Here is a 17,616-nt window from a genome sequence, read left to right on the forward strand (position 1 = left end):
GAGAACTGCGCGAACGTCGGGACGACATCGCTGACGTCTACGAGTTCAAGTCCCTGACCGGCCTGCGGTGGGGCGAGTTGCGCGCTGCTCGGGTCGGCTGGCTCGTCAAGACTCCACTCACACAGCTCGCCGTACTTCGCTCGCATTCCGACAGCTACGACGAGAAGGATCCCAAGTCGTGGCGGGGCATACGGCTCGTGCCGATGTCGCCGCGAGCAGTTGAGATCTACGAGAAGCATGCATCAGGCAAAAGCAACGACGCCTACTTGTTCACGAACAAATTAGGCAGCCAGTTGAGGGTGGGCGTCGTGCGGAAGTTTCCTCTGGGCTTCCGTCGTCACGCGCTACGCCACTACGCCGCATCGACTTGGCTCCGCCTGGGAACACCCGTTCACGAAGTTGCGGAGTATCTGGGAGACGATCCGCGCACGGTACTGAAGATCTACGCACATATCCTCGGCGAAGGACAACGGCGCGACTTCGTCCGCCGTCTCACCATCGCGGAGACCGGCCAGAGTGAGTCCGGACACTCCACGGACACTAAGCCTGCGAATCCCGATCAGATTCAGGCGAGCCCAGATCCATCAGGATCAGGATTGACCCTCTGACCAGGAAATAAATGGCGGAGACGGAGGGATTTGAACCCTCGGTCCCCGTGAGGGGACTCCACCTTAGCAGGGTGGTGCACTAGGCCTGACTATGCGACGTCTCCATGCGTCCCGCCGTGGCGAGAACGCGTCATGCCATCATAACCGCTCCCGACAGTCACCACGAACCACCGGCGGGCTCCCCTCGGGTAAGCGCTTTCCGATATGCTCGAGGACGCCACGATCGTGCCGCAGCCGCCACATCATCGGAACGGAAGAGGACATGCCCGAACCCCGCGTCATCAACGACAACGGAGCCTGGTGCTGGTTCCAGGACGAACGCGCCCTCGTCGACCCGGTCCGACAGCTCCTCGTCGTCGGCTCGGTTCCGGCACCGGAGGGCCCTGGTGGCGACGATCGCGCCGGCAACATCGAACTCACCGTCGCCGATCTCGCGCACGGCACCTCGCAGGTCGTCGTCCTGCACGAGCGCCTCGAGACCGACGACCATGACGTGCCGGCCCTCTGGCGGCGCCGCGACGGCCGCTGGCTCGCGGTCTACGCGAAGCACAAGACCGACGACCTGACCCGCTGGCGCGTCAGCGAATCGGACGACCCCACCCGCTGGGGGCCGGAGCGCACCTTCGACTGGAGCGAGCTGACCGGAGGCAGCGGCGTCACCTACTCGAACCTCCACGAGCTCGACGGCCGGCTGTACTGCTTCGTCCGCGCCATCAACGACGACCCATGCGCACTGGTGTCGGACGACGAAGGCGACACCTGGACCTATGCGGGCAAGCTCTTCACCCGACCCAAGCTCGGTTACGTCAACGGGTACACCCGCTACGTCTCCGACGGTGACCGCATCGACTTCGTCACGACGGATCACCACCCGCGCGACTACGACAACTCGATCTACCACGGCTACCTCGCCGCCGGGGCTCTGCACGACAGCGCGGGCGCCCTCATCGCGCGCCCCGCGCCGAGCGACGACGCCCCCTCCCAGGTCGAACTGACGACCGTGCTCGCCGCCGGCTCGGCCGGCCCCGAGGGCGTCCGCATGCACGCCTGGACGACCGACATCCGGCGCGCGCCGGACGGCACGATCGCCGCTGTCCTCACCGCCCGCGTCGACGACGACCTCGAAGACGATCCGGATCGCAACCACCCCGTCCGCGACATCCGCTTCTACGCTGCCCGGCTCTCCCCATGTGCCGACGCCTGGCAGCTCGTCGAGCTGGCCGAAGCAGGCGGGGGGCTGCTCCCTCACGAGCAGGACTACACCGGCCTCGCGGCCATCGACCCGTACGACGTCGACTCGGTATACATCTCGACTCCGGTCGACCCTCGCACCCGCGACCGCCTCGCCCGTCACGAGATCTTCCACGGCCGGACCTCGGATGCCGGTATCACCTGGTCGTGGACGCCGATCACCGAGAACTCCCCGCAGGACAACCTGCGCCCGATCGTCGCCCCCGGCGACCCCGGCCGCACGGCACTGCTCTGGTTCCGCGGTGAGATGACCGCCTCCCAGCACTACCGTTGTGAGATCGTGCTGCTCGATCTGCCGCGCAGCGGCGGAGACACTGTGAACGAAGATGACTCTGTGAAGGAAACCGCATGACCACCGTCTTCCTCGTCGGAGCCCACGGCTACGGCCACGTCCACCTCCGCAACCTCGAACGGCTCGGCGACCGCGTCGAGCTGATCGGTCTCGCCGACCCGAAGGGCGGCCCGGAGGACGGATTCGGCTCGCAGGTCCCGTCCTGGCCGACCCTGGACGCCGCGCTCGCCGACGGCACCCGCCCCGACGTCGTGATCGTCGCGACCCCGACCAACACGCACTTCGGTCTGGCCGCGCAGGCGCTCGAGCACGGCAGCCACGTCTACCTCGAGAAGCCGCCGGTCGCGACCATGCAGCAGTTCACGGATCTGCTCGAGTTGCAGGAGCGCACCGGGCTCAGCATCCAGGTCGGGTTCCAGAGCTTCGGTTCGCACGCGCTCACCGAGCTCGCCGAGCTCGGTGACGCGACCTCCGTCGCCACCTGGGCGAACTGGAGCCGCGAGTTCACCTACTGGAACCGGTCGGCGTGGGCGGGCAGGCGCACTCTCGACGGACAGCCCGTGGTCGACGGCGTCCTCACCAACGCGCTCTCGCACGCCGTCGCGACCGCACTGCACATCGCCGGCGCGCGCCGCCGTGAGCACATCGCCCGCATCGAGCTCGAGCTCTATCGCGCGAACGACATCGAAGCCGACGACACCTCGAGCGCCCGGATCACCCTGGCGGACGGACGGATCGTGTCCGCCGCCCTCACTCTGGCGGGGGCCGCGCAGGACGAGCCGCTGATCGAGGTGCGGACGCCCTCGACCGACGCACTGTTCTCCTACACGAACGACGTCATCACCTACCCGGACGGACGCGCGTCCGAGCCGGGACGGATCGAGCTGTTCGAGCAGTTCCTGGATCACCTCGAGCACGGCGCCGCTCAGCTGTCGTCGCTCGTCGACACCGGCGCCTACATGGAGGTCCTCGAGGCTGTCCGCACGGCGCCCGACCCGGTGCGGATCCCGGATGCCGCGATGACCGCTCTCGACACCATGGTCGTCGTCGACGACATCGCGGACTGGGTGCAGCGCACGGCCCGCGCCGGCGCCCTGTTCAGCGAAGTGCGCGCGCCGTTCGCCCCCGAGAGTCCGGACGGGGCGACCGAGGAGCTGACGCTGGGCGACAGTGTGATCGCCGTCCGGGACTCGGGTACAGGCGTCACGCCGACTTCGGGGCCTCGCCCGTTCCTGCACCCCGTTCGCACGCTCGGCGGCGTCGTCGTCACCGACGCGCACCCCGCCGACCACGACTGGCACCTCGGCGTCTCGGTGGCGATCCAGCACGCGGGTGGCGTCAACTTCTGGGGCGGCCCCACCTACACGCGCGACGGCGGCTATCGCTGGCTGGACGACCACGGCCGCATCGTGACGACGTCGTTCGACCGCACCCGGTCAGGGTTCACGTCCACCGCCGACTGGCTCGCCCCCGACGGCACCGTGCTGCTGCGCGAGATGACGACGTGGCGTTTCCGCGCGTCCTCCGACGCCCGCGCGTGGACGTTCCAGACGACGACGTCTCTCGAAGCGGCATCCGGCCGGATCGAATTGGGCAGCCCTGGCTCGCACGGCCGCGCCGGTGGCGGATACGGCGGATTCTCGTGGCGCTTCCCGGAAGCATCCGAGGTCGACGTCCGCACCGCGGATGCGTCGGGAGAGGATGCCGTGCACGGCAGCGTGTCGGACTGGATCGCGTTCAGCGCACGCTTCCCCGACGGCGAGGCGACCGTCGCGTTCGCGGCGGATGAGAAGCGACCGTGGTTCGTGCGGGTGACCGACTACCCCGGTGTCGGATCCGCGCTCGCCTGGGAGGAGCCCGTCGTCCTGGAAGCCGGCGAATCCGTCACGCTGTCCTTCCGCGGCGTCGTCGCCGACGGTCGGCTGACGGACGCAGACGTCATCGCACTGCTCGGCTGACGAACTGCGCGGGTTCTTCTCCCCCATCGCGTGCGCGTGGTCGGTGCCCGCAGATTTCCCGACGAGCAGGATGAACAGCGATGCGACGGCGACCATGGCCGCATGGAACGTGAACCGACGCGGTGTGAAACTGCGATCTGGACGAGATATCTCTGGAGGAACGCGTGAACGATCAGACGCTGGAGCGGGCAGTCCTGGCCTATCTGGGCAAAGGAAGGTCGGCCTTCCCGCGGCACGATGAGGATGCCGTGCACGTCGTCGCCGCGGAAGCGGATGTCGATCCGGATGCGCTGGTGAGGACGGTCGTCTCACTGACGGACGAGTGCCTGGCCGTCAAGATCGATTGGTCGAACACCACTCTTCCCGAGGGCGGAGATGAGGTGGAGCGGGTGATGAAGGCCCGCCACCCCGAGCTCGGCGCGGCCGCGCTCGATGCCCTCGGATGGGCGTTCACCTACAACTGGCGCTGACGGCGGTCGGGTTCGGCGCTGATTTGTCCCCGGCGAATCGCCCGCGACGGGCGGATCAGGCAAAGGGCAGCGCGACCGGCCGGCTCAGGCCACCGAACGCGACCGTCGGCCAGCGCTCGTCGAGCGTGAGCACTTCCCAGCCATCCGGCGTGCGCAGCAGCGTGTCCTCGACCTTGACGCCAGGCGCGGTCGGGTTCCAGGCGAACGCCTGCCATTCGGCGAGCGCATCGGTCGTCACGCTCGTCGCACGCGGGTCTCGGCCGGCGTAACCCGTCGGTCCGCCCTGGTGATGCCGCTGCCACTCGTCCGCGGCGAACCCGTTCGCGGCGTATGCCGCCGCGCCCTCGGCGAACGCCACATCGAGCGGACGACCGGGAACCGAGGCGTCGAGGAAGGCGCGCTCGACGCCGAGGATGCGCTCGTCCTCGGCATCCGCACCGACCCAGCGGGTGATGTTCGCGATCAGGCCATGCCGACGCCCGCACACGACGACCATCGCCCGCTCGCCCAGGTGTGCCGACGTCGGGAGCGGATGCCGGAACGCCAGCCGCGAGGCCCCGGACACGAGGATCACGAGCGGGTCGATGCCGCGGGCCACGAGTCCCTGCGCCACGGATGCCGCGACCGTCTGCTCGGAGTCGCTCGGGGTGACGGACGAGAGGACATCGGTCAGTACGGCCGCCGCGTCGTGGCCGAGAGCCCGGTAGCGATCGCGCTCCCCCGGCAGCAACGACGCCCGTGCCGCCCGCAGCTCGGCGGCAACGGCCGACTCCGGCACGCTCGATCCCGCGGCGAGCGCCGCGTCGGCCGGCGGCATCTGCCAGTCCACGCGCACGACGCGATCGGCGTCGGCGGGAAGCAGTTCCTCCGCGATCAGCCGGTCGGCCTCATTGGCGGCGACGAACAGCGTGTCGCCGGCATCTTCGACCCTGACGGCCAGAACCGGAGGCCCGGCCAGGGACACATGCGTGCGGACGCCGTCGAGGTACCACGACACGGCTTCGTGCGAGGTCAGCACCAGCGGCTCTCCCGCGGCCGAACGCACACGCGCCAGTCGCTCCTGTTTGCCCTCGCGGTCGTTCATCGATCCCACCATCGCGATCTCCACCCGGTCTCCGGAAACGTTTTCTCACACCCTAGTGGCTAATATGGCCTGGTTCGCGCCACCGCGTGGACGACGCGAACAGAGGGGCTGGCCGATGAGCCGTTCGACACCACGGACGCGGATCACCGACGTCGCCAAGCTCGCCGGCGTCTCCCTGTCGACGGTGTCGCGCGCCATGAACGACAACCCGACCGTCGACCCCGCCCTCGTGGAGCGCGTGAAGGCCGCGGCCGCCGAACTCGGTTACACCGCCAATCCCCTCGCCAGAAGCCTCGTGCTCGGTCGCACCCAGACCGTGGCGGTCGTGGTGCCGGATCTCGAGAACCCGACGTATCAGGCGATCCTGCGCGGCCTCAGCCGGGCCGCCTCGACGGACGGCTATCACGTGCTGATCGCGGACTCGATCGAGGACCTGGAGAACGAGCGCGCACTCGCCAAGACGACACGGCTGCGCACAGACGGCATCATCCTGTGCGCCCCTCGCATGCCGGAGGACGAGCTGCAGGCCCTGCTCCCCGAGCTCTCGCCTGCCGTCGTGATCAACCGCGCGCCGCAGACCGGCACTCCTGTGGTCGCGGCGGACTACGGGGCCGGCCTGCGCGAGATCATCGACCACCTCACATGCCTCGGCCACCGCCACCTCGCCTACCTCGCCGGCTCGGAGCGCAGCGCGTCGCACCGAGCCCGTCAGGACGCGATCGCCGCGGCCGTCGCGCGGATCGCGGACCTGCGCGTCGACGAGATCCCCGCGGGCGTCGACTTCGACAGCGGCGTCGCGGTGGCCGATCAGGTGGTCGCTTCGGGCGCGACGGGCATCCTCGCGTTCAACGACCTCGTCGCCCTCGGACTGCTCTCCGCCCTGCGCACGCGCGGCGTCGATGTACCGGGAAAGATCTCCATCGCCGGATTCGACGACATCCCCTTCGCCGCGAATGCCACGCCTCCCCTGACGACGGCATCCGTACCGGCCGCCGAACTCGGTGCGCATGCCTGGCAGGCGATGCACGAACTGCTCGAGGATGGAGCGCCGGTCGCCGTGACGACGGTCGTGCCGGAGCTGGTGGTGCGGGAGACCACCGCAGCTCCCTCCTGACTCTCCGCGAGACTTACCTTGCAGGGTGAGACTTTGCCGGTTCGGCCAAGTCTCACCCCACAAACCAAGTCTCGCGCCCCAAGCACTGTGCTAGTCTCGAGAAAACGTTTCCTGAGCAGTTGAGATGAGTGGATGACAATGACGCGCTACGCTCTCGCCGGTGCCGGCCACCGCGCACAGATGTACGTCGATGCGATCATCGGCGAGCACCGCGACCGCGCCGAGCTGATCGCCCTCATCGAGCCGAACCCGACCAGAGCGCAGTACTACGTCGACCGCATCACCGCCGCGGGGACCGCAGCCCCGCGCACGGCGGGACCCGACGACCTCGAGCAGATCATCCGCGAGGAGCGCATCGACCGCGTCATCATCTGCTCCCGCGACGACCTGCACGCCGAGCTCATCGTCCGCTCGCTCGAAGCAGGCGCCGACGTCGTGGTCGAGAAGCCGCTGACCATCGACGCCCCGAGCGCCGCACGCATCGAAGAGGCCGTCGAACGCACCGGCCGCCAGGTCGTGCTGACGTTCAACTACCGCTACTCGCCGCGCAACAGTGCGCTGCGCCGTCTGCTGCAGGACGGCGAGATCGGCGAGATCACCTCGATCGACTTCTCCTGGATGCTCGACACCAAGCACGGCGCCGACTACTTCCGCCGCTGGCACCGCCAGAAGGCCCACTCGGGTGGACTGCTCGTGCACAAGTCCAGCCACCATTTCGATCTCGTCAACTGGTGGCTGCGCTCCGAGCCGCGGCGCGTCTACGCATCCGGCGGACTGCGCTTCTACGGCGCCGAGAACGCTGCCGCCCGCGGCATCACGGGCCGGCCCGCCCGAGGCACGCACGACGGGGGCGATCCGTTCGAGCTCGACCTGCGCGACGATGAGCGGCTGAAGGCGCTCTATCTCGACGCCGAGCAGCACGACGGCTACGTGCGCGACCGCGACGTGTTCAGCGAGGGCATCACCATCGAAGACAACCTCGCGCTCGTCGTCGACTACGCCTCCGGGGCGACGCTCTCCTACTCGCTGAACGCGCATTCCCCGTGGGAGGGCTACCGCGTCGCCGTCAACGGCACGCGGGGCCGTGCCGAGCTCGAGGTCGTCGAGCGCGGCGCCGTGCTCGCCGAAGAGGGTCTGCATCCGGCCCTCGACCCGAGCCTCTCGGGATCGGATGCCGGCAACGCGCTGCGCCCCGAGGGCGAGCGCCTGATCGTGCAGAAGCACTGGGAGGCCGCCCGCGAAGTCGAGATCGTCCGCGGCGAAGGCGGTCACGGCGGCGGCGACGCACTGCTGCTCTCGGATGTGTTCGTCGGCCCTGGCGACGACCCGCTCGCCCGACCGGCGGACTGGAGCGACGGCATCCGCTCGATCGCGGTCGGCATCGCCGGCAACCGGTCGCTCGAAACGGGCCTGCCCGTCCAGGTCGCCGACCTCGGCATCCACCTGCTCGAAGGCGCGGTGCACGCATGAGCCGCATCGTCGTCACCGGCGGCGCCGGCCGGCTCGGCCGCAGCCTCGTCGCAGGGCTCGCGGGCTTCGGGCACGAGATCGTGTCGCTCGACAGGGTCATCGCCCCCGAGCTCGAGCAGGACGGCATCACGCAGGTCTCCCTGGACCTCTCCGACGCGGATGCCGCGGCATCCGTCCTCGCGGATGCCGGAGCCGACGCCCTGATCCACCTCGCCGCGATCGCCGTGCCGTTCAGCGCCCCTGAGGACGTCATCATGCGCACGAACGCGGGCCTCGCGGTCTCGGTGCTGCACGGTGCGGTGCGCGCAGGGATTCCGAAGATCGTCGCGGCGTCCAGCCCGACCGTGCTCGGGTACGGGTCGCCGACCGGCTGGATCCCCGAGCGGCTGCCGGTGGACGAGGAGACCCCGACCAGACCGTGGAACGCCTACGCGCTGTCGAAGCTGCTGATCGAGGACACCCTCGGGATGCTGCAGCGCCAGACCGGCGATGCGACGCGGTTCGCCGCGTTCCGGCCGTGCTACGTGATCGCGCCGGAGGAATGGGCCGGAGCTCCGACCCAGCAGGGACACACCGTGCGGGAACGACTGGACGACCCGGCGCTCTCGGCGCCCGCGCTGTTCAACTACGTCGACGCCCGCGACGTCGCCGGCTTCGCGGACACGCTGCTGGCAGGCATGACCGAGATCCCCAACGGCGAGGTCTTCTTCGTCGGCGCCTCCGACGCTCTGGCCCGCGAGCCGCTGGCCGACCTGCTGCCGCAGTTCCATCCGGGAACCGCCGGCGCCGCAGCCGAGCTGACCGGCACCCGACCCGCGTTCTCGATCGCCAAGGCCGAGCGACTCTTGGGCTGGCGCCCGCAGCACGACTGGCGCACCGAGCTCGCAAGCGCGGACGCTCTCCTCACGAAAGGTCTCTGATGAACTTCGACGGCATCCTCTTCTTCCCTGTCACACCGTTCACCCCGGATGGCTCGGTCGAGCACGACCTCCTCGCCCAGCACATCGAGCGCGGGGTCACCGCCGGAGCAGGCGGCGTCTTCCCCGCGTGCGGCACCGGCGAGTTCCACGCGCTGTCCGCGACCGAGGCCGCCGCGGTCACCCGCACGGCCGTCACGACCGTCGCGGGCCGCGTACCGGTGATCGCGGGCGCCGGGGGGCCGCTCGGGCATGCGATCGAGGTCGCCAGAGCCGCCGCGGATGCCGGAGCCGACGGTCTGCTCGTGCTGCCGCCGTACCTCGTCGGTGGTACTCAGGCCGGGCTGATCGCGTACGTCGAGGCGATCGCCGCGGCATCCGATCTGCCGGTCATCGTGTACCACCGCGGCAGCGCGCAGTACTCGGTCGACACGATGCGCACCCTGGCTGCCAACCCGAAGGTGGTCGGCTTCAAGGACGGCACCGGCGACATCGGCACGACGCAGCTCATCGTCCGAGCGGTCGCCGAGACCGGACGCGCGGAGTTCGCGTTCTTCAACGGCCTGCTGACGGCCGAGCTGACGCAGGGCGCGTACCGCGGCATCGGCGTCCCGCTGTACTCGTCCGCCGCCTTCGCGATGATCCCCGAGGTCGCGAACGCGTTCTACCGCGCATACGTGTCCGGCGATGAGGAGCGCCGCCTGCAGATCCTCGACGGTTTCTACCGACCACTGGTGAACCTCCGTGACGAGACGCCCGGCTTCGGCGTCTCGCTCATCAAGACGGGCCTGCGTCTGGGCGGGCTGCCGGTCGGCTCGGTGCGCGCACCGCTGGTCGATCCGACTGCGGCGCAGGCGACACGGCTCGCGGAGATCCTCGACGCGGGGCGCGCACTGCTGTGACCACGATCACCCGGTTCGACACCCGGCTGCAGCGCATCGCGCTCACCCGGCCGTGGGCGGCCGATGTCACCTCGGTCGGCATCGTCGCGACGCACGTCGTGCGGTCGGACGGCGCGGAGGGCTGGGGCTTCTCGTGGACCCCGCAGATCGGCGCCGCCGCCGTGCATGCTCTCCTCTCCGACGACATCGTGCGGGCCGCGATCGGGCGGTCGGCCGAGCCGGGCGAGGCATGGCAGGGCCTTTGGGAGCACCTGCACGAGGCCGGAGGCGGGGGCGTCACGACGATCGCACTGGCCGGACTGGATCTCGCGCTGTGGGATGCCGCCGCCCGCGCCCGCGACCTGCCGGCCTCCGCCCTGATCGGACGCCGTCGCGAGCGGGCCCGCGTCTACGGCTCCGGCGTCAACCTGCACTACACGCAGGACGAACTGCTCGCGCAGGTCCAGCGCTGGATCGACGCCGGCTTCACCGCGGTGAAGATCAAGGTCGGCAAGCCGGACATCGCCGAGGACGTCGATCGCGTCGGCGCCGTGCGCGCCTTGCTCGGCCCGGATCGGGAGCTCATGATCGACGCGAATCAGCGCTGGGATCTGGACCGCGCGACGACATCCGTCGAGGCTCTCGCCCGTTTCGACCTCGCCTGGATCGAGGAACCGCTGCGGGCAGATGACCTCGGTGGCCACACCGAACTCGCCCGACGCATCGACCTGCCGATCGCGGTCGGGGAGAACTTGCACACCGCGCACCGTTTCGCCGACTTCCTCCGCGCCGGTGCCGCCCAGATCGTGCAGCCGAACATCGTCCGCGTCGGCGGGATCTCCCCGTTCCAGCGGATCGCGCAGATCGCCTCCGACCACGGCACCGCGCTGCATCCGCACCTGCTGCCCGAACTGTCCGGGCAGCTCGCCCTCACGCTCCCCGGCGACGTCGCCGAGCCGTGGGCCGAGGACGTGGAGGACGCCGGATTCGGCGCACTCGGCGCACTGGAGGACTCCTCCCCCGTCGCCATCGCCGACGGGTACCTCACCGAGACGCCGCACGCCGGCCTCGGCATCCGCTTCTCCCCCCTTCTGACCGGAAAGGCCTGATCATGACCACGACCGCCGAAGAGCTCGAGTCGATCGCCCAGTCGGCGGCCGCGGCCGCCCCGGTGTGGCGGGCGTCGTCCGCCACCGAACGTGCCGCCTGGCTGCGCGCGATCGCCGACGCGCTCGACGCGAACGTCGCGGAGCTCGTCGAGATCGCCGATCGTGAGACCCGCCTCGGCACCCCACGACTCACGGGGGAGGTCGCCCGGACGACGGGACAGCTGCGGTTGTTCGCCTCGGTCGTCGAGGAGGGCTCGTTCCGCGAGATCATCGTCGACGACGCGGATGCCTCGGCTGCGCCGCCCCGACCCGAACTGCGCCGATTCCTCGTCGGCGTCGGGCCCGTCGCGGTGTTCTCGGCGTCGAACTTCCCGTTCGCGTTCTCGGTGGCCGGCGGCGACACCGCCTCGGCGCTGGCCGCGGGGAACCCGGTGATCGTGAAGGCCCACTCCGGCCACCTGGAGCTGTCCCGCCGCACCGCCGAGATCGTCGCGGGGGCGCTGCACGCTGCAGGCGCTCCGGATGGCTCGTTCGCACTCATCGAGGGGCGCGAAGCGGGCAATGCGCTCGTACAGCATCCTGCAATCCAGGCGGCCGGGTTCACCGGTTCCGTCTCGGGCGGGCGCGCACTGTTCGACCTCGCCTCAGGGCGACCGGCCCCGATCCCGTTCTACGGCGAGCTGGGCAGCGTCAACCCCGTCGTCATCACCCCGGCCGCGCTCGAGGCTCGAGGCGTCGAGCTCGCCACCGGACTCGTCGGCTCGTTCACGCTCGGCATCGGTCAGTTCTGCACCAAGCCGGGCGTCGTGTTCATCCCCGCGGGCACGGGGTTCGAAGACCGCGTCTCCGCCGCCGTCGCCTCGGTGACCGGCGGCCCGCTCCTGACGGACCGGATCACGGCGGCGTTCCCCGACGGCATCCAGTCCCTGCTGGCGGATGAGTCGACCGCGCTCATCGCGCACGGCGCCGAGACCCCGGACGGTGCGCGTCCGGTCGTCGTGACGACGGATGCCGCTGCCGTGGCCGCGCGCCCCGAGGCGCTGCTGGAAGAGGTCTTCGGTCCCCTCACGCTGCTCGTGCGCTACACGGACGAGGCCGAACTGCACGCTGCCCTGAGCGTCGTGCCTGGTAGCCTCACGGCGACGCTGCACTCCGAGCCGTCCGATGACGTGGCCCGGACGCTCGTGCTGCTGCAGGAACGCGCCGGTCGTGTCCTGTTCGCCGGCTGGCCGACGGGTGTCGCCGTGACGTGGTCCCAGCAGCACGGCGGCCCGTGGCCGGCGACCACATCGCTGCACACCTCGGTCGGTGCGACGGCGATCCGCCGATTCCTGCGCCCTGTCGTGTTCCAGGATGCCCCGGAGCGCCTGCTCCCGCCCGAGCTGCGCGACGCCTCCCTCGCATCGCTCCCGCACCGTCGCAACGGAGTCCTCCGCACCCCCGCAGCGCCCCACCCCGTTGGTTGAGCGACGAGCGCAGCGGGGAGTCGAAACGCCGTGACGGCTGTTCAGCTGTGATCGCGTTTCGACTCGCTCCGCTCGCTCAACGAACGAGGGGGTGACGCTCGGCTCGCTCAACGAACGACGGAGCGAGCGGGCACCCGCTACGGCAGCGCGCGCAGCGCCGCGATCGAGGCGGCGATCTCGGTCTCGAGGTCGTCGCCCCAGTTGCACTCCAGCGACACGGGGCCGTCGAATCCGGCATCCCGCAGCGTCGCGACGAACTCACGCCACTGCCCGTCACCCGCGCCGAGCCAGCGTCGACCGGCATCAGCGATGTGCGCGTGGCCGATCCGATCGATGTGGTCGCTCACCGTCGAGAGCGGCTCGCCCTCCTGCTCGATGTGGAAGAGATCCGCCACGACCGGAACACCATCGATGCCGTGCGCGTCGAGGAAGTCGACGGCCTCGCCGATCGTGTGGATGAGGTTCGTCTCCCCCTGATGCAACGGCTCGAGCATCACACGAAGGCCGTGCGCCGCTGCGGCATCCCGCGCGATCGCGAGCGACTCGGCGAAGCGCACCTCGGCAGCGGAGCGGTCGGCGCCCTCGGGGATGCGGCGGGCGGCCCCTGAGCCGAAGACGATCTTCGCGCCGGGTTCGGCGACCTGCGCGAGCACCGGGAAGATCGACGCGAAGTACGACCGGACCTTCTCGAGGTCGAAGGCGGGGTCGGCCACCCGGACGTCGCCGGGCAGCAGGATCGCGAACGACGGATGCCGCTCTCCCGCGAACTCCGGGTTGAGGCTCGGCGTGCCGTCGTCCGCGAAGAGGATCACGTTGCCGACGATCGTCGGCTCGACGTAGTCCGCGCCGAGTCGCTGCGCGATGAGGCCGTTGGCCCGAGGTCCGATGAGGCCGACAGTGGTCACTTGAGACTCCCTGAGACGAGGTCGAGGCGCCAGTAGCGCTGGAGGATCAGCACGAACGCGACGACCGGGATGATCGCGACCGCAGCACCGGCGATCGCGAGGGTGTAGAGGATGGGCTCGCTGCCGCCGCGGTTGAGCATCATGTACATCGAGACCGTGATGGGGAACAGGTCGGGGTCGGTGAGCATGATGTACGGCAGCAGGAAGTTGTTCCACGCCCCGATGAACTGCAGCAGGAAGATGGTGACGAGTCCCGGCATCAGCATCGGAAGACCGATCGAGCGGAACGTGCGCCATTCGCTCGATCCGTCGACGCGCGCGGCTTCCAGCAGCTCGACCGGCACGGAAGCCCGGGCGAACACGTACGCGAGGTAGATGCCGAAGGGGGTGATCATGGTCGGGATGAGAACCGACCAGTAGGTGTTGGCCAGACCGATCTCCGCGAAGAGCAGGTACTGCGGGATCGCGAGCGTGATCGTCGGCAGCAGGACGCCGCCGAGCAGTCCGACCATGATCGCGTGCTTGCCGCGGAACTCGTACATCGCGAGCGCGTAGCCGGCACCTGCCGAGAACAGCGTCGAGGCGAGAGCACCGACGATGCTGTAGAGGAAGCTGTTGCCGAGCCACTTCGCGAAGCCGCCGTTCTCGTAGGCGAACAGCGCGACGAGGTTGTCCCACAGGGCAGTCCCGAAGCTGAAGGCGGGGGTCGTGAACAGCTCGGCCGACGACTTCGTGGCCGAGAAGAACACCCACACGACCGGCAGCAGGAAGTACACCGCCGACACGATCAGCACCGTCGTCGGCAGGATCGCCGTGAGGGGAACGCCCCGCCGACGTGAGCCTGCCGGACGATCGTAGGCCGGCGGTCGCTGCGCGGCGGAGGCGCGCTTCTCGCGCGAGGAGAGCAGGGTCATCGGTCGGCCTTCCGTGTGGCCAGTCGGCGTCCGCCGAGCACGAGCAGGGACAGCAGCACCGTCCCCAGCGCCAGGAGGATGGATGCCGCGGCGGCGGAGTTGAGATCGTCGTGCGCGAAGGCATCGCGATACACGCGCATGAGCGGGAAGAACGTCGAGTCGATCGCGTTCGTGAGGGTCGCGAGCATGGCGGGCTCGCTGTAGATCTGCAGGGCGCCGATCACCGAGAACAGCCCGGTGACCACGGTGGCCGGCACGACGTGCGGCAGCTTGATGTACCACGCGATGCGCCCCTCGCCGCAGCCGTCGATGCGGGCGGCGTCGATCTGCGAGCGGTCGAGCGACTGCAGCGCCGTGTAGATGATGACGGTGTTGAACCCGATGCCTCCCCACAGCACGACGTTGACGATGCCCACGTAGATCCAGTCCCCGGAGAGCAGGTTCGGCAGCTGGATGCCGAAGGTGCTCGCGAACTGGTAGACCGGGCTGATGTCGGGGACGTAGAGGAATCCCCACATCAGGGCTGCGATGACGCTGGGCACACCGTACGGCAGGAAGATCGAGGTCCGGCTGAAGGACTTCGCGCGGGCTCGAGGCAGATCCAGCAGCAGGGCCAGCAGGATCGAGGTGCCCATCAGCAGCGGCACCATGATCGCGGCATAGATGCCCAGGTGCGCGAGGCTCGTCCAGAACGTGGGGTCCTCGAGCACGGAGACGTAGTTGCCCAGTCCGACGAACGTCTCCTCGCGCGGACCGAATGCCCCGCCGCTGGATTCGCCGCGGCCGCGCACGCTCAACCACCCGGAGTAGACGATCGGGATGACGAACACGAGGGCGAACATCACGAGCGCCGGTGCCATCAGGGCGTAGGCGAAGCCCGTGTGCCGCTGCAGATGCGGGCGGCGCGCCCGCCGGGGCGGGAGGACGACGGTTCGCGTCGCCTCCCCGCCCGCGGGCGCACTCTCCTGGAGGAGTGCAGTCATGATGTCAGTCCAGATCGCCTTCGACGGTGGTCTGCACGGTGGACAGCACCTTCGACCAGTCTCCCGTCTCGATCGCCGCGCCGAGCGCGTCGTTCAGTGCGGTGAACGCGACCTGCGTGTTCGGTCCCCACTGCACGGAGACCAGCCCCGATGCGGACTCGGCCGCGGACGGCCAGTACGCGTCGTCCTCGGGGATGAGGTCGGGCGCCGGCCGGTCGATCTCCTGGCCGTGCAGTGCGGCGGTGAACTTGTTGATGCCGACGAGGCCTTCCGCGCCTTCATCCGATGCGTTCAACCACGTGAGGAACTCGACGGACTCGTCGTAGTGCTCGCTGTCGGCGAGGATGATGTCGGCCGACCCTCCGCGCGCGAAGGTCTTGAGCTCTCCCGCTTCCCACTGCGGGATCTGCGCCGCACCCCAGAGCCCGACCGTGTCGGGGTACTGGTTCAGCAGCGGCCCCGGCGCCCACGCGCCGGCGATCTGGCCGAGCACCTTGCCGGATGCCGTCGCCTCGATGAACTCGGGGCTGCCCGACGGGTACGTGCTGATGAGGTCGTCCTCGATCAGACCCTGCCAGTACTCGAGCACTTCGGCACTGGCCTCGTCGTCGATGTCGACCTTCCACTCGTCGTCGGCGAACTCCCACCACTGCGCGCCGTTCTGCAGGGCGAGCCCCATGAACAGGTCGGCGTCCAGCGCGCTGAAGTTGGCCAGGTAGTGGTCGCCGGGCAACGACCGCACCTGCTCGGCGAGCGCACGGAACTCGTCCCACGTCTCGGCGGGCTCGATGCCCAGCTGACCGAACAGGTCGGTGCGATAGACGAACAGCGCCGGTCCGAGATCCTGCGGGATGCCGAAGATCGTGTCGTCGAAGGTGACGGTGTCCAGTGTGGTCTCGGAGAAGGCTTCCTCCAGCTCGTCGCGTACGGACTCGACATCCGCCACGACTCCGGCCGAGACGTAGGTGGGCAGCTGGGTGTACTCGGCCTGCGCGATGTCGGGTCCTTCGCCGGCTCGGACGGCCGACAGCACCTTGACCGGGAAGTCCGCACCGCCGGCCGGGGCGGAGATGTTGACCTGGATGTCGGGGTTCTGCTCGTTCCATTCGGCGACGCGCTTGTCGACGTTCGATCCCCACGCCCAGAACTCGAGCGTGACCGGACCGTCGTTCTCCTTCTCCGAGCCCGAATCGGCTGAGCCGCTCGAGTCGCCGGAGGCGCAGCCTGCCAGAGCCAGTCCGGCGACGACGAATCCGGCGATGGCGGTGAGTGTCCTGCGGTGTGCCATGTGATCCTCCTTGATACGTGGTGTGTTGCGAGGGTGGGTCAGAAGAGGTCGGCGAAGCCGAGCCTCGTGAGGTTGCGATGCGAGATCTCGAGCGCTTCCCAGACCGTGCGCCCGTAGAGGTCGTCCTGCTCGACGAGCAGGTAGTCGGCGCCGGATCGGACCGACTGGTCGATGATCGCCGGCCAGTCGAGGTTGCCCTCGCCGACCTCGGCGAACTGCACGAGTCCGTTCCAGGCCGCGCCCCAGGCCGCGTGATCGCCGCTCTCGAACGCGTCGATGTCCGCGGCATCCGGCATCGCGATCCGGTAGTCCTTCAGGTGCACCATCCGCACCCGGCCGGCGTACTGCCCGATCACGCGAGCGGGGTCGAGCCCGCCGCGGGCGATCCAGTGGGCGTCGAGCTCGATCCCCACGTGCGGGGAGTTCTCGGCGATGATCTCAAGCAGGTAGCGACCGTCGACCTTCGCGAACTCGACGTGGTGGTTGTGGTAATACAGCGCGATGCCCTCGTCGGACAGGCGCTCGGCCGCGGCATCCGCCCTTCGGCAGAAGTCGAGCACGGCGTCGGTCGAGCGCAGCGCGGGGATCGGCAGCATTCCGATGCGGACCATGTCCGCACCGAGCGCGCGGCAGTCCGCGACGATCTTGCCGAAATCGTCCTCGAGGGAGTCGTTGATCCCGCCGGCGGTCAGTGCCGCCGACAGGGCGCAGTACTCGACGCCGAGCTCGCCGCCGGCTCGCTGCAGTTCGGCGACCGTCTCCGTCGTGAGCGGGATCTGCGACAGCTCGGCGACACGGTAGCCGATCTCCGTCGTGCGACGAAACGTTTCAAACGCGCCGAGCTCTGCGACGGCGCTCTTGAGCATCATCGCCTGGACGCCGATGCGTGCCATGAGGTTTCCTTTC

General features: G+C 69.4%; 16 protein-coding genes and 1 tRNA gene. 10 read left to right on the plus strand and 7 right to left on the minus strand.

Features of this window, described 5'->3' with window-relative positions; all coding sequences use genetic code 11:
- The first annotated feature begins 203 nt into the window (after positions 1 to 203).
- Positions 204 to 608, plus strand: a complete 405-nt coding sequence (locus OED01_RS13195) for a site-specific integrase (protein WP_264155742.1) — start codon at positions 204 to 206, stop codon at positions 606 to 608.
- 12 nt (positions 609 to 620) lie between these two features.
- Here the strand turns inward: OED01_RS13195 and OED01_RS13200 are convergent.
- Positions 621 to 712 (minus strand) — tRNA-Ser (locus OED01_RS13200).
- Between the two features lie 158 nt (positions 713 to 870).
- Between OED01_RS13200 and OED01_RS13205 the strand changes: the two genes are divergently transcribed.
- From OED01_RS13205 to OED01_RS13215, 3 genes are all read left to right on the plus strand, one after another.
- Complete coding sequence (locus OED01_RS13205) at positions 871 to 2,211, plus strand: BNR repeat-containing protein (RefSeq protein ID WP_264155743.1); 1,341 nt, start codon at positions 871 to 873, stop codon at positions 2,209 to 2,211.
- On the plus strand, positions 2,208 to 4,109 hold the full coding sequence (locus OED01_RS13210; RefSeq protein WP_264155744.1) for a DUF6807 family protein: 1,902 nt from the start codon (positions 2,208 to 2,210) through the stop codon (positions 4,107 to 4,109). The genes OED01_RS13205 and OED01_RS13210 overlap by 4 nt, the downstream gene beginning before the upstream one ends.
- A 164-nt stretch (positions 4,110 to 4,273) precedes the next feature.
- Complete coding sequence (locus OED01_RS13215) at positions 4,274 to 4,579, plus strand: hypothetical protein (RefSeq protein ID WP_264155745.1); 306 nt, start codon at positions 4,274 to 4,276, stop codon at positions 4,577 to 4,579.
- A 55-nt stretch (positions 4,580 to 4,634) separates the two neighbouring features.
- On the opposite strand, the gene OED01_RS13220 is transcribed toward OED01_RS13215, so the two are convergent.
- Positions 4,635 to 5,663 (minus strand): M24 family metallopeptidase, encoded by a 1,029-nt coding sequence (locus tag OED01_RS13220; RefSeq protein WP_264155746.1) that lies wholly within the window; start codon positions 5,661 to 5,663, stop codon positions 4,635 to 4,637.
- Positions 5,664 to 5,778: 115 nt separating this feature from the next.
- On the opposite strand from OED01_RS13220, the gene OED01_RS13225 reads away from it, so the two are divergent.
- The 6 genes from OED01_RS13225 to OED01_RS13250 all read left to right on the plus strand — a co-directional run bounded on the left by OED01_RS13225 (position 5,779) and on the right by OED01_RS13250 (position 12,620).
- Complete coding sequence (locus OED01_RS13225; protein ID WP_264155747.1) at positions 5,779 to 6,777, plus strand: LacI family DNA-binding transcriptional regulator; 999 nt, start codon at positions 5,779 to 5,781, stop codon at positions 6,775 to 6,777.
- Positions 6,778 to 6,909: 132 nt separating this feature from the next.
- Entirely contained in the window at positions 6,910 to 8,247 is a 1,338-nt protein-coding gene (locus OED01_RS13230) for a Gfo/Idh/MocA family protein (protein ID WP_264155748.1), read from the plus strand.
- On the plus strand, positions 8,244 to 9,167 hold the full coding sequence (locus tag OED01_RS13235; protein WP_264155749.1) for an NAD-dependent epimerase/dehydratase family protein: 924 nt from the start codon (positions 8,244 to 8,246) through the stop codon (positions 9,165 to 9,167). The genes OED01_RS13230 and OED01_RS13235 overlap by 4 nt, the downstream gene beginning before the upstream one ends.
- Entirely contained in the window at positions 9,167 to 10,066 is a 900-nt protein-coding gene (locus OED01_RS13240) for a 5-dehydro-4-deoxyglucarate dehydratase (protein WP_264155750.1), read from the plus strand. Before OED01_RS13235 ends, OED01_RS13240 begins: the two co-directional genes overlap by 1 nt.
- Positions 10,063 to 11,154, plus strand: coding sequence for a mandelate racemase/muconate lactonizing enzyme family protein (locus OED01_RS13245; protein ID WP_264155751.1), 1,092 nt, complete (start codon positions 10,063 to 10,065; stop codon positions 11,152 to 11,154). Before OED01_RS13240 ends, OED01_RS13245 begins: the two co-directional genes overlap by 4 nt.
- Before the next feature lie 2 nt (positions 11,155 to 11,156).
- The gene (locus OED01_RS13250) at positions 11,157 to 12,620 is read left to right on the plus strand and encodes an aldehyde dehydrogenase (NADP(+)) (protein ID WP_264155752.1); all 1,464 of its coding nucleotides are present in this window, start codon (positions 11,157 to 11,159) and stop codon (positions 12,618 to 12,620) included.
- 137 nt (positions 12,621 to 12,757) lie between these two features.
- Here OED01_RS13250 and OED01_RS13255 read toward each other — a convergent pair whose 3' ends face one another.
- From OED01_RS13255 to OED01_RS13275, 5 genes are read right to left on the minus strand one after another with little or no spacing between them, the layout of a single operon-like run.
- Positions 12,758 to 13,525, minus strand: coding sequence for a sugar phosphate isomerase/epimerase family protein (locus OED01_RS13255; RefSeq protein ID WP_264155753.1), 768 nt, complete (start codon positions 13,523 to 13,525; stop codon positions 12,758 to 12,760).
- Positions 13,522 to 14,439 carry a carbohydrate ABC transporter permease gene (locus OED01_RS13260; protein WP_264155754.1) on the minus strand — a complete coding sequence of 306 codons (918 nt, stop codon included), beginning with the start codon at positions 14,437 to 14,439 and terminating at the stop codon, positions 13,522 to 13,524. The genes OED01_RS13255 and OED01_RS13260 overlap by 4 nt, the downstream gene beginning before the upstream one ends.
- Positions 14,436 to 15,422 (minus strand): carbohydrate ABC transporter permease, encoded by a 987-nt coding sequence (locus OED01_RS13265; RefSeq protein ID WP_264155755.1) that lies wholly within the window; start codon positions 15,420 to 15,422, stop codon positions 14,436 to 14,438. Before OED01_RS13265 ends, OED01_RS13260 begins: the two co-directional genes overlap by 4 nt.
- Before the next feature lie 4 nt (positions 15,423 to 15,426).
- A complete protein-coding gene (locus OED01_RS13270; protein WP_264155756.1) occupies positions 15,427 to 16,710 on the minus strand; it encodes an ABC transporter substrate-binding protein in 1,284 nt (427 codons plus the stop codon).
- A 38-nt stretch (positions 16,711 to 16,748) separates the two neighbouring features.
- Positions 16,749 to 17,603 carry a sugar phosphate isomerase/epimerase family protein gene (locus OED01_RS13275; RefSeq protein ID WP_264155757.1) on the minus strand — a complete coding sequence of 285 codons (855 nt, stop codon included), beginning with the start codon at positions 17,601 to 17,603 and terminating at the stop codon, positions 16,749 to 16,751.
- Positions 17,604 to 17,616 lie beyond the last annotated feature (13 nt).

The sequence above is a fragment of the Microbacterium sp. M28 genome, assembly GCF_025836995.1.
Lineage (GTDB): Bacteria > Actinomycetota > Actinomycetes > Actinomycetales > Microbacteriaceae > Microbacterium.

Excerpts from the sequence above, each read along its gene's own strand:
- OED01_RS13195 (WP_264155742.1), top strand. The coding sequence starts at position 204 with ATGTCGCCGCGAGCAGTTGAGATCTACGAGAAGCATGCATCAGGCAAA.
- OED01_RS13205 (WP_264155743.1), top strand. The coding sequence starts at position 871 with ATGCCCGAACCCCGCGTCATCAACGACAACGGAGCCTGGTGCTGGTTC.
- OED01_RS13210 (WP_264155744.1), top strand. The coding sequence starts at position 2,208 with ATGACCACCGTCTTCCTCGTCGGAGCCCACGGCTACGGCCACGTCCAC.
- OED01_RS13220 (WP_264155746.1), bottom strand. The coding sequence starts at position 5,663 with ATGAACGACCGCGAGGGCAAACAGGAGCGACTGGCGCGTGTGCGTTCG.
- OED01_RS13225 (WP_264155747.1), top strand. The coding sequence starts at position 5,779 with ATGAGCCGTTCGACACCACGGACGCGGATCACCGACGTCGCCAAGCTC.
- OED01_RS13230 (WP_264155748.1), top strand. The coding sequence starts at position 6,910 with ATGACAATGACGCGCTACGCTCTCGCCGGTGCCGGCCACCGCGCACAG.
- OED01_RS13235 (WP_264155749.1), top strand. The coding sequence starts at position 8,244 with ATGAGCCGCATCGTCGTCACCGGCGGCGCCGGCCGGCTCGGCCGCAGC.
- OED01_RS13240 (WP_264155750.1), top strand. The coding sequence starts at position 9,167 with ATGAACTTCGACGGCATCCTCTTCTTCCCTGTCACACCGTTCACCCCG.
- OED01_RS13250 (WP_264155752.1), top strand. The coding sequence starts at position 11,157 with ATGACCACGACCGCCGAAGAGCTCGAGTCGATCGCCCAGTCGGCGGCC.
- OED01_RS13260 (WP_264155754.1), bottom strand. The coding sequence starts at position 14,439 with ATGACCCTGCTCTCCTCGCGCGAGAAGCGCGCCTCCGCCGCGCAGCGA.
- OED01_RS13265 (WP_264155755.1), bottom strand. The coding sequence starts at position 15,422 with ATGACTGCACTCCTCCAGGAGAGTGCGCCCGCGGGCGGGGAGGCGACG.
- OED01_RS13270 (WP_264155756.1), bottom strand. The coding sequence starts at position 16,710 with ATGGCACACCGCAGGACACTCACCGCCATCGCCGGATTCGTCGTCGCC.
- OED01_RS13275 (WP_264155757.1), bottom strand. The coding sequence starts at position 17,603 with ATGGCACGCATCGGCGTCCAGGCGATGATGCTCAAGAGCGCCGTCGCA.